Origin of the sequence: Paenibacillus mucilaginosus 3016, assembly GCF_000250655.1 — a bacterium.
Taxonomy (GTDB): Bacteria; Bacillota; Bacilli; order Paenibacillales; family NBRC-103111; genus Paenibacillus_G; species Paenibacillus_G mucilaginosus.
This window is the reverse complement of the sequence record NC_016935.1, coordinates 3,215,130-3,229,416: the sequence shown is the minus strand read 5'-3', so window position 1 is coordinate 3,229,416 and position 14,287 is coordinate 3,215,130. Positions and strand designations below refer to the sequence as shown.

General features: G+C 60.5%; 8 protein-coding genes. 1 reads left to right on the top strand and 7 read right to left on the bottom strand.

The window, feature by feature from the left end:
* Positions 1 to 56 precede the first annotated feature (56 nt).
* The 7 genes from PM3016_RS13845 to PM3016_RS13815 form a co-directional block, all read right to left on the bottom strand.
* A complete protein-coding gene (locus PM3016_RS13845) occupies positions 57 to 2,111 on the bottom strand; it encodes a methyl-accepting chemotaxis protein (protein WP_014369924.1) in 2,055 nt (684 codons plus the stop codon).
* 125 nt (positions 2,112 to 2,236) lie between these two features.
* The gene (locus PM3016_RS13840) at positions 2,237 to 4,711 is read right to left on the bottom strand and encodes a beta-mannosidase (RefSeq protein WP_041619444.1); all 2,475 of its coding nucleotides are present in this window, start codon (positions 4,709 to 4,711) and stop codon (positions 2,237 to 2,239) included.
* Between the two features lie 220 nt (positions 4,712 to 4,931).
* A complete protein-coding gene (locus PM3016_RS13835; RefSeq protein WP_013916245.1) occupies positions 4,932 to 5,129 on the bottom strand; it encodes a GapA-binding peptide SR1P in 198 nt (65 codons plus the stop codon).
* Positions 5,130 to 5,478: 349 nt separating this feature from the next.
* A complete protein-coding gene (locus tag PM3016_RS13830; RefSeq protein WP_014369922.1) occupies positions 5,479 to 5,952 on the bottom strand; it encodes a DUF4385 domain-containing protein in 474 nt (157 codons plus the stop codon).
* A 163-nt stretch (positions 5,953 to 6,115) separates the two neighbouring features.
* A complete protein-coding gene (locus PM3016_RS13825; protein ID WP_013916243.1) occupies positions 6,116 to 7,117 on the bottom strand; it encodes an aldose 1-epimerase in 1,002 nt (333 codons plus the stop codon).
* A 192-nt stretch (positions 7,118 to 7,309) separates the two neighbouring features.
* Positions 7,310 to 8,800 (bottom strand): L-arabinose isomerase, encoded by a 1,491-nt coding sequence (araA, locus tag PM3016_RS13820; protein ID WP_013916241.1) that lies wholly within the window; start codon positions 8,798 to 8,800, stop codon positions 7,310 to 7,312.
* A gap of 382 nt (positions 8,801 to 9,182) precedes the next feature.
* Positions 9,183 to 10,943 carry a methyl-accepting chemotaxis protein gene (locus PM3016_RS13815; RefSeq protein ID WP_014369921.1) on the bottom strand — a complete coding sequence of 587 codons (1,761 nt, stop codon included), beginning with the start codon at positions 10,941 to 10,943 and terminating at the stop codon, positions 9,183 to 9,185.
* 203 nt (positions 10,944 to 11,146) lie between these two features.
* Between PM3016_RS13815 and PM3016_RS13810 the strand changes: the two genes are divergently transcribed.
* Entirely contained in the window at positions 11,147 to 14,281 is a 3,135-nt protein-coding gene (locus PM3016_RS13810; protein ID WP_014369920.1) for an ATP-binding protein, read from the top strand.
* Positions 14,282 to 14,287: the final 6 nt, after the last annotated feature.

Below are 14,287 nucleotides of genomic sequence, written 5' to 3'. Positions count from 1 at the left end.
GAGACGAAAAAGGAGCTGCAGCTGCAGCCCCTCTCCGTTAAAACATTCGATTCCCCTTATTCGACTTTGAACCGGGAGGCCGCTTCCGCAAGCTCTCTCGTCAGGCGGTCGATGGTCTGTACCATGTCCGCCAGCTGGTGAACCGTGGCCGACTGCTCGACCATGGTCGCCGTCACTTCCTCTACGGAAGCGGACACTTCTTCTCCGGATGCCGAGAGGCTCTGCGCGGATTCGAGCACCTCGTCTTTATCCCGTTCCATGCGGGCTACCTCTTCCGTCATCCCCTTGATCTGATCCGCAATCTCCGTGATTTTCTCAAGGATCGCCTGGAAGGCGAGCTGCGTTTGGCCCACAAATTCGTCTTGTTGGAGCGCGATTGTACGGATCTCGGATACGCTCTGATTGTTCTCCGCCACGAAGGCGAGGTTCTGCTGAATGATGGCATAAATCTCATTGGACTGCTGGGAGCTCTGCTCCGCCAGCCTGCGGATCTCCGAGGCTACCACCGAGAAGCCCCGGCCGTGCTCCCCTGCTCTGGCCGCCTCAATGGAAGCGTTCAGAGCGAGCAGGTTCGTCTGGTTGGCGATATCGCTGATCGCCCCGGTAATGCTGCTGATATGGTCCGAGCTTTCCTGAAGCTTGGCCGTGATGGCCGAAATCTTCTGAACCTGCTCTTCATTCTGCTGATTGATGTGGCTCAGTTCATTCACCACTTCACTGCTCTTATGGAAGACGCCGATGATTTCGTCCGCCCTCTCTCCTACCGAGCGGGCCTTCGCGCTCATCGAGGCGAATTTCTCGCCGAAGCCGTAGAACTTATCAACGATATGCTCCGTATCATGCGACTGGGACTCCATCGCCTTGGCGATCTCCACCGAGGTCACGGACGTTTCGTTGATGGACGAAGCCGTCTGCTTTGATGAAGCCTCGAGCTCATTCGTGCTTGTATGCAGCACCTCAATGGACTGGTTCATCCGGGTAATGAGGTCCTTGTTCTGGCTCACCATGCTGTTAAAGCTGTCCGCGAGCACTTTGAACTCGCCGTCATATTTGTCCTCCGCCTTGATGGTGAGATCCCCTTGGGCCAGCTGCTTGAACAGGCCGGCCATCTCGACCAGCGGCTTGGACATGTAACGGGAGAGCAGCAGGCCGAAGCCGATGGAAGCGAGAATGATCACCAGAGTAATGAGGGCAATCACTTTAAACATATCGTTAATCGGCCGCTCGATGTCGGCGTACGTATCAAGGACCGTGATCGTCAGATCGGCACCCGGTATTTTATTGATCCGCAGGTATTGGTTATCCAGATCCATGCTGATCACTTTAATTTCCCCGGCAGCCCGGTCCTTCAGGAACTCCTCGGCCTGCAGCTTTGTTCCGATGATGGATGGATCCTTGGAGCTGTACAAGAAGGTGCCGCCGCGGCTGAGAATTTCGATGCCGCCTTCCCCGTTGATCGTTACATTCCCCAGCTTGCCTACGAAAAATTGACTGTCCACCGTGGTGACGAACACGCCCAGGATGCGGCCGTCGCTGTCTTTGATCGGCACCGAGAAGGCAAGCAGGATTTTACCCGTGCTTTTGGACTCGATCGCATCGCTCACGAAGCTTTTGCCCTGGAGAGCTTCCGTAAAATATTCACGGTCTGCCCGCGACTGGCCTATATTCTCGATAGTGGTTGCGGAAACAATGATCCCTTTCGGATCCACAACCAAGTAGGAGCTCGTATCCTTGGCCCCTGCCAGGCTGGTCTTCAGGATCTCATTAGATTTCTCGAAATAAGGGTTGCGGGCGGAGAAAAAATCCGCATCCGCCAGCGTACCGGCTTCCCGCAGCTTCAATAAGTCGCGGTACGTGCCATGATTGGAGACCAGGAAGGTCGACTGCTCCTGCAGCTGAAGGGAAGTCCACAGCCCCTCGCCGAGGCGGTCCGCCATCGCGTTGATCTCATCTTTGCTTTTGCGGAGAACCAGATTGGATGAATAAATATAAGTCGTGATGGATGTGGCGAGCAGCGCCGCTATAACGAGTAAACTGATCAGGATCGGCAGCTTCACGCGCAGCGAAGCATTCCTCACTCTGCTAATTATGCCCTTGGCAGTATGCTTCATACGGCTCCTAACTCCCTCTTGTCGATGGTATCGTTCAGGAGTTATATCGGCTGCCTTCTGATTTTTTTACAGTGGAGCATACTGCCAGACGGCCGGGACGGCACCGCCCAAGCCCTTACAGCCGTTCACTCGATATCATACAGGCTGCGCAGGCGCAGCTGCCCGCGGAACGCCTCCAGGCTGAGCGGGACGGACAGCCGGTCCTTGGGGAAGAAGATCTCGCGCGGCTCCCCGGCGGACAAGTCAATGTAATTGTCCGACGCCACCCCGTCCGTCTGCCGAAGCGTCAGCTCCACGTACCTTGCGAACGCGGCGGACTGTACCCGCACCAGGAAGCTGTCCGCGGTCTCCTCCACCTCGGCGTCCACTTGCGGGGGCAGCAGCTCGAAGTGCTTGGAGGGCACGAACAGGACGGTGCCTCTGCTGAGCACCTCCCCTTCCGCATTCCGCCAGCGGTACTCCAGATAACAGCGCCGGCGTTCGCTGTCCGTCAGTTCGCCGCGGAAGTCCAGCTGAAGCGGACAGCAGGAAGCGAGCTCCGCTGCCGTCGTCCAGACACCGCCCTCCTGAAGCACTCGCGAACGGTGATCCCGAAGCTGCCACTCGAGCAGCCCTTCGGCCGGCTCCGGCATATCGTTGGTGACATGAATCTCCACTTTCAGATCCCGCTCCGAAGCGGAGACGCACAGCGGGCTGTAGAACCGCTTGGCCGCGTAATGCAGCGCCTTCCAGCGCCCATAGTAATCGATGCTTGACCAGGAAGCCGCAGGCCAGCAGTCGTTGAGCTGCCAGTACAGGGAGCCCATGCAGATCCCGCGGTTCTGCCGCCAATACTCCACACCGTACCGGATCGCTTCCGCCTGTACGAGCTGTGAGACGTAGATCAGCGAGTCGAGATCCTTGGGGAACTTGAACAGCTGGGCGAGATAGTTCATGATTTTGCCGTTCGCTTCGGGATGGGTCTGATGCCGCTCCATGACATAGGAGAAGACGTTGCGGTCCTCCGGCAGCGTGAAGCTCTCCACCGTCTTGAGGTCGGGATAGGACTGGAACCCGAATTCCGAGCAAAAGCGGAAGAGGCTCTTCCGGTAGTCGGTGAACGGCTTCGTTCCGTGCCACACGTCCCAGTAGTGCACATCACCGCGCGAAGGATCGTTGGGGTGGTCGAACCCGCCGCCGGAGGAGGGCGAGGCCAGCCAGTAGAAGGTCTGCGGATCGTGGGTCTTGACCACGGCGGGCAGCACCATCTCGAACTGCTTGATATAATCCGAACGCAGCTTTCCCGTCTTCGGCAGGCTCCACTCCACCCAGGCCCACTCCATCTCGTTGTTGCCGCACCACAGCGCAAGACAGGCATGATGCCGGATGCGGATCACGTTGTCCGCGGTCTCCCTCGCGATATTCTCCGTGAAGGCCTCTGTCATCTCGTAAGCCGCGCAGGCGAAGAGCAGGTCCTGCCAGACGAGCAGGCCGTACCGGTCGCAGAGGTCGTAGAATTCATCCCCGGGGAAAAAGGCCCCTCCCCACACGCGCAGCATATTGAAATGCGCCTCGGTACAGTCCCGGATCAGCCGTTCGGTTCTCTCCGGCGTACAGCGGCTGAGAAGGCTGTCCTGCGGAACGTAGTTGGCGCCTTTGGCGAACACCGGGACTCCGTTCACCACGCACTCGAACGACTCGCCCCATGCGTCAGGCTCCCTGCGCCAGGTGATCGTGCGCAGCCCGATCCGCAGCTTCCGCTCATCAAGCGTCTGCCCCGCACGGCCGAGCAGCACAACCGCCAGCTCGTACAGCGGCTGCTCCCCGTACCCGTTCGGCCACCAGAGCTCAGGCTCCGCGACCAGCACGTCCACGGTCAGATCCTCCCCGCTGCAGGCATGTGCGGTCCGGTGAAGCACCTCCCCGTCCGGGCCGTTCAGCGTCACTTCCGCGAAGACCCCCTCGGCCGTCCACAGCGAGCTGCGGATCCGTACGGCGAGCCCCACTTCCCCTTCCGGCTCGTGCTGCTGCGTAACGAAGACATCGCTGAGCCTGCCCGCCGAATAGCCCTCGAGCCGGATGTTCCGCCAGATGCCCATGTCCGGCAGCACGGGAGCCCAGTCCCAGCCGAACATGTACGACGCCTTGCGGATCTGATTGAATCCGCCGGTCGCACCGACCGTGGTGCACCAGATCGGATGCTCCGCATGACGCTGCTCCGCATGGAGGAGGGCCGAACCGAAGGAAATGTGAAGTGTGTTCAGGCCGGGACAAAGCATGGCTGTTACGTCGAACGTATAACTGCGGTGCATGTTATCCGTCTCGGCCAGCGGCTGACCGTTCAGACGGATCTGTGCAAGCGTATCCAATCCGTCGCAGACCAGCAGAATCTTATCGGAAGCGAGCAGCTCTTCGTCCGCCGTAAAGCTTCTCTTGTATTCATATTCGTGCCGGGCGAGCTCCTTCGCCTGCTCCACCCCGTCGCGGAAGAAGGGATCGCCCATGCGCCCGGACCGCATGAGATCGGCGAAGACTGAGCCAGGCACCTGTGCTTCCATCCATGTATCCTCATTGCGGCGGCGCATCTGCCATGTGCCGCTGAAGTCCCGTATCTTTTTCATCCCGAGCTCCCCCATCCCATCCAAAGGTAATCCCTTCGACCTGCGCAAGGACATACTGCTGCTGTCCTACACTGTATGAGGCAGCCAAGCAAAATAGCCCTGATCCTGCAGAGGATCAGAGCCCAGTATGTTCGGATATATCCTTCGGCCGCACTCCATCGGGCTTCGCACGACGGTCGCTTCCAGGATGATATCTATGTAGTTCCAGCCGCGAGGTGAATCAACTGCAGTAGCTCTGCTGTGCCGCAATCCCGGTCAGCTTCAGCCCTGTGGAGCGGCATCCCTCGCACTCCCCGTAGATGACCTGCACCCTGCGGGTCGGCAGCGTATCTACCACGCCTTCACAGTGCTTGCATACAATCGTTCCCAGCTCCGGGACAGTGCCGTTCCTCTGTTCCAGCAGTTCGCTTCGATTCATCTGCTCCGCCTCCTTAAGATTGGGCTCTACCGTCTTCCGTCGACGGGAGCCGTTCGATTGCTTACCCTTACTATACCACACCCTTTCCAATTTTGACTAGATATAATATGCATTTTATTTTAATTAGTGTGTACTATTTGTGAAGATATCTCTGAAAATGAGTGCAAAAAAGAGCCATACGGCTCTATTCTGGATCTCGCCGCGCATGGCGTGACTGTACCCTGTTCTGAAACTGTCCTTTCTGCTCCACACGCCTTCCGCCGGCCTCCTCCCGTCCGCTTCGGCTCCATGGAACCTCATGATTACGTATCCGTTGAACCTTTTTCACTTCGTGTCCATGGAGCCTTCTTCACTTCGTGTCATGGCCGGATTCCCAGCGAGCCTGGTGTTCCCGTTTCATCCGGAGATAGTCCTCGTCGGATTTGGCGAGATTCCACTTCGCCTTGAAGATCGCCGCGGCTTCGGCCTTGAGCGGATCCAGTCCGTACGGCAGCACGGTCCCATCCTCCTTCGAGTACTTCCGGCCCCCGGGGTGATTGGCATACCTTCTGGCCCGGGTATAACCCATCTGCAGGAATTTGCGGGCCATATCCATCCCGACGAAGTCCCCTGCCGCCTTGTACCCCAGGAACATCGCATAGATTTTGTCGGACGAGGCCCTCGCGAGCTCGGGCGTCTTGAAGCGCCAGTGAGGCAGCATCTCACTCTTGTAAGGCTCTACGAGCAGCACGCCCTGTTCCCCGCGGCCGATCCGGTACAGCTCAGGATGCTTGCGCAGGTCAAGATGAGCATAATCCAGCGTGTAATCGAAGGACCGGAGCATGGTCTATCCCTCCTTTGGTCCTTTTTATTACCCGTTTCAGCTGCCAAGGATTACAGAATCGAGCCTGGATGAAGATCTACTTATCGTTGAACACAAAAAATGCACCCGGCAAGCCGGATGCATTCCTGTCTGAGATCTTCGTTCCGCTATCGTGCTGATTGGCTTACTTGCGGATGAGGTACAAGCGGGACGTCTCTTCCCACACCGCGCCCGGCTCCAGGGCGAACAGACCGATCTCCTCGGCCGGCAGGTCGACGCTCGGCGCGTTGACCAGGTTCACCTGAGGCTCAGGGCAGAAGAACTTGCGGGAGGCCCCGTTGTTCCAGATCATCCACTGCTTGTAGGACGTGCCGACGTCATAGACGAGCGTGACGCCTTCCTTGTGGTCCCGGAGCTCCATCCGGTTGCGCCCGTTCTGCGGTACAGCCGTATAGTGGTTGTCCATCTCTGCGAAGTAAGGGGATACGCCGCCCTTCTTCAGCTGCTCTTCCTCCGGTGTCAGCTCCTGGAAGCGGCCGGTCGGCAGCATCCGCTCGTTCAGCTCCCAGCGCTCGCCGATGGTGGCGAGGAACGTGACATCCTCCGGCGTGCTGCCCGGAGCGAACGGCGCATTGATCGCCGTATGGAACGCGAGCAGGCACGGCAGGAGCTCCTCACCGTCGTTATGTACGGACACGTGCTGCAGCAGCCCCGACTCGCCGAGCGTATAGCGCAGGCGGATCGTGAAGTCATGCGGCAGGTAGCGGTGCACGGAATGGCCTTCGGACACCTTCTGGCTCAGCACGACCCAGCTCTCGGTCTCATCACTGCCGAACTTCTCCACGGTCCAAGGGATCGTGTGCAGGAAGCCGTGCAGGTGATTGCCTGTAGCCGGTTCGTTCACCGGGAATTCGTAGGTGCGGCCGTTCCACGGGAACTTGCCGTCGACGTAGCGGTTCGGCGGGAAGAGGACCGGAATGCCGTGCACGCCGGGGTTTGCTTTGAACGCTTCCATCTCACCGGCTTCCGGCTCGCGCAGAATCTTGTACCCCTTCACCGTCTCACGCAGCGCGATCAGATTCGCGCCCACGCCCGGCAGCACCGCCGCCTCATACGGGCCCGCCTGCAGCCATACGGCCGGTTCTCCCTGGTAATCGCCCTGATAGGCTTTCGGTTGAGTCGTCATTATCGTTATTACCTCCTGCTTCGGATCATCGAATGGAATAAGGAGCAGCCTGACTTCTGTATCTTACCAAGTTTATCCCTGTACGGACAACTCCGTTTGTGCCCCATACTTGTGGAGATCTATTCTTAGATTTGACAAAAGCCGCCCCTCTACAGGAAGGACGGCCTTGGTCATAGGAAATGCAGCTGGGAATTAACGCAGCTTCCAGGCGATGTCGCTCCAGCGCAGCTCGTTGCGCAGGGAGACCGGCGTCGTGTTCTTGTCGATGACGACGCACTCGATGCCCGTCATCTCGGCGAAGTCGAGCATGTGCTCGGTCTTCACCACGTAGGAGAAGCCGGTGTGGTGGGCGCCGCCCGCCTGGATCCAAGCTTCCACGCCGTCACGCAGCGATGGCTGACACTTCCAGAGGACGCGTGCCACCGGCAGCTTCGGCATAGCCTTCTCCGGCTGTACGGCATCCACTTCGTTGACGATGAGGCGGAAACGGTTGCCCATGTCGATGATCGAAGCGTTGATCGCAGAACCGGAACGGCCGTCGAACACCATACGCGCCGGGTCCGCCTTGCCGCCGATGCCGAGCGGGTGCACTTCGAGCTTCGGACGGGTAGCCGCGATCGTCGGGCAGATCTCGAGCATGTGGGAGCCGAGTACGAGCTCGTTGCCTTCTTCGAGGTGATAAGTGTAGTCTTCCATGAAGGACGTGCCTTCGTTGCCCGCCATGATCTTCATGAGGCGTACGAGTGCGGAGGTCTTCCAGTCGCCTTCGCCGCCGAAGCCGTAGCCGGCTTCCATCAGGCGCTGTACCGCAAGGCCCGGCAGCTGCTTCATGCCGTGCAGATCTTCGAACGTCGTCGTGAATGCGCCGAAGCCGCCTTCTTCGAGGAACGCCTTCATCCCGAGCTCGATGCGCGCCTGCTCTTCGATGGAGCTGCGGATCGCGCCTGCCGCGCGGGCTTCCGCGGAGAGCTCGTAGAGCTCCGTGTACTCGTCGAACAGACGGCGTACTTCTTCATCGGACACGTCGTTCACGCGCTGCACGAGATCGCCGATCCCGTAGCCGTTCACCGACCAGCCGAATTTGATCTGGGCTTCCACCTTGTCGCCTTCGGTGACAGCCACTTGGCGCATGTTGTCGCCGAAGCGGGCCACCTTCAGGGTGCGGCTCTCCGCGAAGGCCACTGCCGTACGCATCCAGCCGCCGATGCGGCCGAGTACTTCCGCGTTCTCCCAGTAGCCGACGACGATCTTGCGGGAGATGCCCATCCGGGCGCCGATGAAGCCGTACTCACGGTCGCCGTGAGCCGCCTGGTTCAGGTTCATGAAGTCCATATCGATCGTATCCCAAGGGATATCGCGGTTAAACTGCGTGTGCAGGTGCAGCAGCGGCTTGCGCAGCTCGGAGAGGCCGGCAATCCACATCTTCGCAGGGGAGAACGTATGCATCCAAGTGATGATCCCTGCGCAGTCCTCATCGGAGTTCGCTTCGATACAAATGCGGCGGATATCTTCCGGCGTTGTGACGACCGGCTTGAAGACTACCTTGTAAGGGATCGCGGCATCGCGGTCAAGTCCTTCCGCAATCACCTGGGAGTGGGCGTCGACTTCCTGGAGCGTCTCAGGTCCGTACAAATGCTGGCTGCCTGTCACAAACCAGAATACATAAGGTTTAACGTTTAACATGAATGAGTCCTCCTTGGATATAAGTGCAGTATTATCATCTTAAGCGCATTCATATGTACGAACATCGTCCGGACAACCCGGTACATTGGGAGGTTTACCCCCGGCATTGTACGATGTTGTACGTACAACTGCTTTCAGGCTTATTGTACTCTTCTTTGCCGCGCATTTCAATAAGCAGTTTTGTGGCCTGCAACATTATCGTCATAGGCCCCCATAAGTACGTACAACCGTGTCGGCGCACCTCTGCCGCGAAGAGCCGGCTGAAGGGATGTCCTGCCGGATCACACACTCCAGTCGGTTATGCCTGGTATCAATCTGTACAAAAAAAGAGACGGCTGCCCAAACGGCACCGTCCCCTACCTTCCGCTTCTATTCCAAGCTTTTATTCCAGTGTAAACCGGCTGACCAGCTCCTGCAGCTGCGCCGCAGTGCGCCGCAGCTCCCCGGAGGCTTCGGACACCTGCGCCGACGACGCGAGCTGCCCCCCTGCCGCACCGGCCGCGCTGGCCGCACCGGCGGCTGAAGAGCGCGCGATCTGGGCCATAGCCCCGACCGTGGCGGTCACTTCCTCCCCTCCGGCAGAGATCTCTTCGGCGGCGGACGAGACTTCAAGAATCTGGTCCGCCACCTGATGACTCATGCTGTAGATCCGCTGGAACGCATCCGTCGCCGTCCCGGCCTTCTGCAGTCCCTGCTCCACTTCCGCCACCTGGGCCGTCATGACTTCGACGGCCCGCCCGGTGTCCTGCTGAATCTCCTTGATCACGGCAACGACCTGGTCGGCTGCAAGCTTCGACTGCTCGGCCAGCTTGCGCACCTCCTGCGCCACCACCGAGAACCCCCGGCCGTGCTCGCCGGCTCGGGACGCCTCGATGGAAGCATTGAGGGCCAGCAGATTCGTCTGGTTCGCAATGGCCGTAATGCCGCCGAGAATCTCTTCGATCTCGAGTGAACGGGCGTTCAGCGTGCGGATGACCTCCGCGCTGTGGAGCGCGGTGCTCTGGATCGAGCCCATCTGCTCCATGACGCTCCCGATCGCCCTTGTCCCCTGCCTCGCTTCTTCGAAAGCCAGCTTGGACCGGTCGGAGACGCAGGAGGCGGACTCGGCGATGCGCACGATGCCGGCGGCCATCTCCTCCATCGCGCGTGCGCTCTCTTCCGCGCTGCCCTGCTGCGTGTCCGCGCCTGCCGCGACCCCGCGGACATCGGCGGCCACCTGCGTCGCCGCTTCCGCCGTCACTTCCGCGGCCGCGGAGAGTTCCCCGGACATCCGGGCGACCTGCTGCGCATGGGCCGACATCTTCGAGATCATCTCCTGGAGATGGCCGACCATCGTGCCGACCGCACGGCTCAGCGAGCCGATCTCATCCCCGGAGCGGACCTGCAGCGTCCGGACGATCCGGCCGGCCTCTCCGAGGCGGCCTTCCGCCATGGCTTCCACGGTCTGTTTCAGTACAACCAGAGGGGCCAGCCTGCGGACGATATATACCATCGTCAGAGCGATCATGAGCACGGCTGCCGCGATCATGCTGCCGATATACAGCGGCATGGAGGCCGCCATCACCTCTGAAGTGACCAAGCCTACCGTATCTGCCGAGGTATCGACCCCCAATATTCCAAGCACCTGCCCGGCGGCATCCCTGATCGGGGCAAAGGCGGACAGGTAATCGCCGTACTTCTCGTCATTGACGATCGGCGTCGAGACCGCTTCCCCTTGCAGGACCGGCCGAATCATCTCCGGCGTCGTCGTCGAAGCCGGCTCCCCGATCGGCGAATAGTCCGCATCATCCCGGGCCGCCCCGTCGACGAAGATCCGCGGATGCTGTCCGTCAGCCTCCGTCTGGAGCGTATATACGTAGAGCACGCCGTTCTTCATGCGGTAGTCGCTGAGCAGGTCGCGAAGCTCCCAGTACACGTCGTTCTCCTGTGGATTCTGCAGAAACGCCCTGTATTTCTCCGGATCCACCTTTTTCGCGATCCGCTCCGCCGTATCGATACTGCGGTTCGCGATCGCAAGCTCCGTGACCGATTTCGTATGAAAGTATAAGAACACGGTATTGAACAGATTCATGACAATCAGGATGCCCATGACCATGAGGGCGATCCGAATCCCAAGCGAGTGCCTCCAAGGCCGTCGATTCATATGTCCCTCTCCTTTTTATTACCAGTACATTTGACTTATAAGTAAAGCCTAAGAACATTATCGGCCTATTTTGTATGAAAATTTACCTTACATCCCCTCCAAGGCCCTCTCCGCCTATGGTAAAATACACCTAGGACGCTTCCCCGAATATTCATTCGCTTCAGAAGACGCCACTCGCCCGGAGGAAGGATCGTGTCACCCGCATGCAAGCCCGCTCATTATTCTTCAGCAAAGTATTGATCCTGTCGGCGGTCATCACCGTCTTTTTCCTGCTTACCCTGATGTATGGCCGCCATTCGCCGCCGCTGCATGACCTGCGGTCCTCCGGATCGTGGTCCGTTCTGCTCGGCGACCGGCCTTCCGGGAGCCCCCTCCCGCCCGGTGACGGAGAGGGGTGGGTTCCCTCCGAGCAAGCCGCTTCCCTTGCGGAGACCGCAGCCTACCGCGGCTATTACTGGGCGAAGGTCACGCTGCCCGGACTGCCGATCCGCGACCCCTACATGATCGGCCAGGGCCAGGGCCGGATTGCCGCTTATCTCGGCGGAGCGGCTCTCTACGAATTCAACACCGGCAGCTCCTATGTCCCGGTGTATCCCTCCTACCGCTGGAACTTCATCCGATTGCCGGACGAGTACGAAGGCCAGACGCTGTATCTCAAGCTCCACAAATCCGGCGAAGCGCTGAATCTGGGACAGTTCACCCTCGCGGGCCGTCAGGAATATACGGCGAACGCGCTGGTCAAGGACGGGTTCAAGATTCTCTTCAGCTTCTGCTTTGCCATGGCGGCAATCCTCTCTCTGCTGCTCTACCTGAGACAGCGGTCGCAGCCCATGTATCTGTATTTCGGACTGTTCGCGCTGTGCTCGCTGCACGGCTGCTTCGCAAGGACGTTCCTCTTTAACGAGTTTTGGCAGCTTCCGCTGGTCACTTATCTGCACGATGTTCCGTTCTATCTCGGCACCTTCTCCATCCTGGCCTTCCTGAGAGCCCTCTTCGGGGACGGCTTCAGGGGGATGCGGGGGAAGCTGTCGGTGTTCTCGCTGGTCTTCTCGGTTGTCACATTGGCCGCGGCGCTTTACAGTGACCAGCTCTACTTTGATATCGTGAACTACTTCGCTTCCGCCGCCTTCATGCTCATCTTCCTGGCGGACAGCGCGCTGATGTTCGTCCAGCTCCGCAGGCAGAAGACGAGTGAGGCCCAATGGACGATGCTCGGCTACCTCCTGCTGATCCTCTTCGGAGTCAGCCATTCGCTGTTCTTCCTGCTCGAGCGGTGGGACCTTGCGGCCTTCCGGACAGCGCCCGCGCTCCTGTATTTCCTGCGGGAAGACCAGCTCAGCTTCGGGATCTTCCTGTTCATGCTCTGCCTGACGATGGTGCTGGTCCAGCGCTTCGACCAGGTGAACGAGCGGGTGAAGCGGTACGCCCTGGAGCTTGAAGAGAAGAACCGCAAGCTCCAGGAGCTCGACCGGCTCAAAGACGATTTCCTTGCGAACACGTCGCACGAGCTGCGGACCCCGCTGCATGGCATCATCGGCTTATCGGAGGCGATCCTTGCGGATCACAGCGGCGTCCGGGACGACTCCCGCCGGAACGTGGAGCTGGTCATCTCCAGCGCCGGCCGGCTTGCAAGGCTCGTCGATGACATCCTGGACTTCTCCAAGCTGAAGCACAGCGACATCGTGCTGAAGCGGGAGCCGGTGGGGCTCCATGCGCTGGCCGATCTCGTCCTGACCGTCTTCGGCCCGCTCGCCGCCCGCAAGGGGATCGCCCTGGTGAACGGCGTGCCCGAGGGCAGCAGGGTCCTGGCGGATGCCGGCCGGCTCGAGCAGATCCTCTACAATCTGATCGGCAATGCCCTGAAGTTCACGGACAGCGGAGAGGTCCGCCTGACCGCCGAGTCCACCGGGGCCGGCATGCGCATCCGCATCCGGGATACGGGGGTCGGCATTCCGCCGGAGAAGCTGCCGGCGCTCTTCGAGCCGTTCGAGCAGGCGGCGGAGGGGCTGGGCCGTGGCGGCACGGGCCTTGGGCTCTCGATTACGAAGAAGCTCGTCGAGCTGCACGGCGGTACGATCACCCTGGACTCCGAGCCGGGGGGCGGTACGTCGGTGGCCTTCACCCTGCCCGCAGCGGACGGAACGCTGCCGCCGCCTGCGCAGGAGGTTCCCGTCCTTCGCGCCCTCGGTACGCCGGCCTATCACACAGTGGACACGGCGGGCGGAGATGAAGGGCAGTCCGCCGCCGGTCCGGAGGAAGGCCCGCTGCCGCTCATCCTGATCGCCGACGACGAGCCCGTCAACCTGCTCGTGCTGCAGCAGCACCTGGCGAGCCAGCCTTACCGCCTGGTCCAGGCGCGCAGCGGGACAGAGGCGCTGGAGCTCGCGCTCCGCAGCAAGCCGGACCTCATGCTCCTCGACGTCATGATGCCCGGGCTGAGCGGCGTGGAAGTCTGCCGGCAGCTGAGAGAGCGCTTCAATCCGAGCGAGCTGCCGGTGCTCCTGCTTACGGCGAAGTCGGAGCCCCGGGACCTGGCCGAGGGCTTCGAAGCGGGCGCCAACGACTATCTCACGAAGCCGATTCACCGCAGCGAGCTCCTCGCCCGGGTCCGGATCCAGCTGCAGCTCTCGCAGCTGAACCTCTCGCTCGAAGAGCTCGTCGCCGAGCGCACCGCCGCTCTCGAGAAGGCGAACCGCAAGCTTGCCTCCTCGATGCAGGAGACGATTGACGCCATGACCGAAATCTCCGTGCTCGAGGAGCGCAACCGCATTGCACAGGAGATCCACGATATCGTCGGCCACACGCTGACGGTGATCAACATCCAGATCGAAGCGGCCAAACGGCTCCTGCTTCAGAACCGGGAGCTCGGCATGGAGAAGCTCGACCTCTCCCAGCATCTCGTCCGCAAGAGCCTGGGCGAGGTCCGCCAGTCCGTGCGCATGCTGCGGGACCAAGGCACCGAGGGCAGCCTGCGTGATGCGATGCTTCAGCTTCTTAGGGATACCCGGCAGGCCGCAGGCGTAGAGATCGACGAGGAGGTGGATGACCTCCCCGAGCTCGACGCGCAGCAGCGCCGCGCGCTGTACCGGGCGCTGCAGGAAGGCCTGACGAACGGCATCCGCCACGGCGGCAGCACCCGCTTCCGCTTCCGGCTGACCTGCCGGGAGCGCGAGCTGCGCTTCGAGCTCTCGAATAACGGCCGCCGCTTCGATGCCGAGGAGATGGGCTTCGGCCTGCGCTCCATGACGGAGCGGGTGCAGCATCTAGGCGGCACGCTGCAGATCGCGCCCGACGGCGACACCGGCTGCCGGATTACGCTTATGCTTCCGGTTGCCTAGCCGGCC

Bases quoted from the DNA above. Each gene is read 5' to 3' on its own strand.
- PM3016_RS13845 (WP_014369924.1), bottom strand. From the start codon at position 2,111: ATGAAGCATACTGCCAAGGGCATAATTAGCAGAGTGAGGAATGCTTCG.
- PM3016_RS13840 (WP_041619444.1), bottom strand. From the start codon at position 4,711: ATGAAAAAGATACGGGACTTCAGCGGCACATGGCAGATGCGCCGCCGC.
- PM3016_RS13835 (WP_013916245.1), bottom strand. From the start codon at position 5,129: ATGAATCGAAGCGAACTGCTGGAACAGAGGAACGGCACTGTCCCGGAG.
- PM3016_RS13830 (WP_014369922.1), bottom strand. From the start codon at position 5,952: ATGCTCCGGTCCTTCGATTACACGCTGGATTATGCTCATCTTGACCTG.
- PM3016_RS13825 (WP_013916243.1), bottom strand. From the start codon at position 7,117: ATGACGACTCAACCGAAAGCCTATCAGGGCGATTACCAGGGAGAACCG.
- araA (WP_013916241.1), bottom strand. From the start codon at position 8,800: ATGTTAAACGTTAAACCTTATGTATTCTGGTTTGTGACAGGCAGCCAG.
- PM3016_RS13815 (WP_014369921.1), bottom strand. From the start codon at position 10,943: ATGAATCGACGGCCTTGGAGGCACTCGCTTGGGATTCGGATCGCCCTC.
- PM3016_RS13810 (WP_014369920.1), top strand. From the start codon at position 11,147: ATGCAAGCCCGCTCATTATTCTTCAGCAAAGTATTGATCCTGTCGGCG.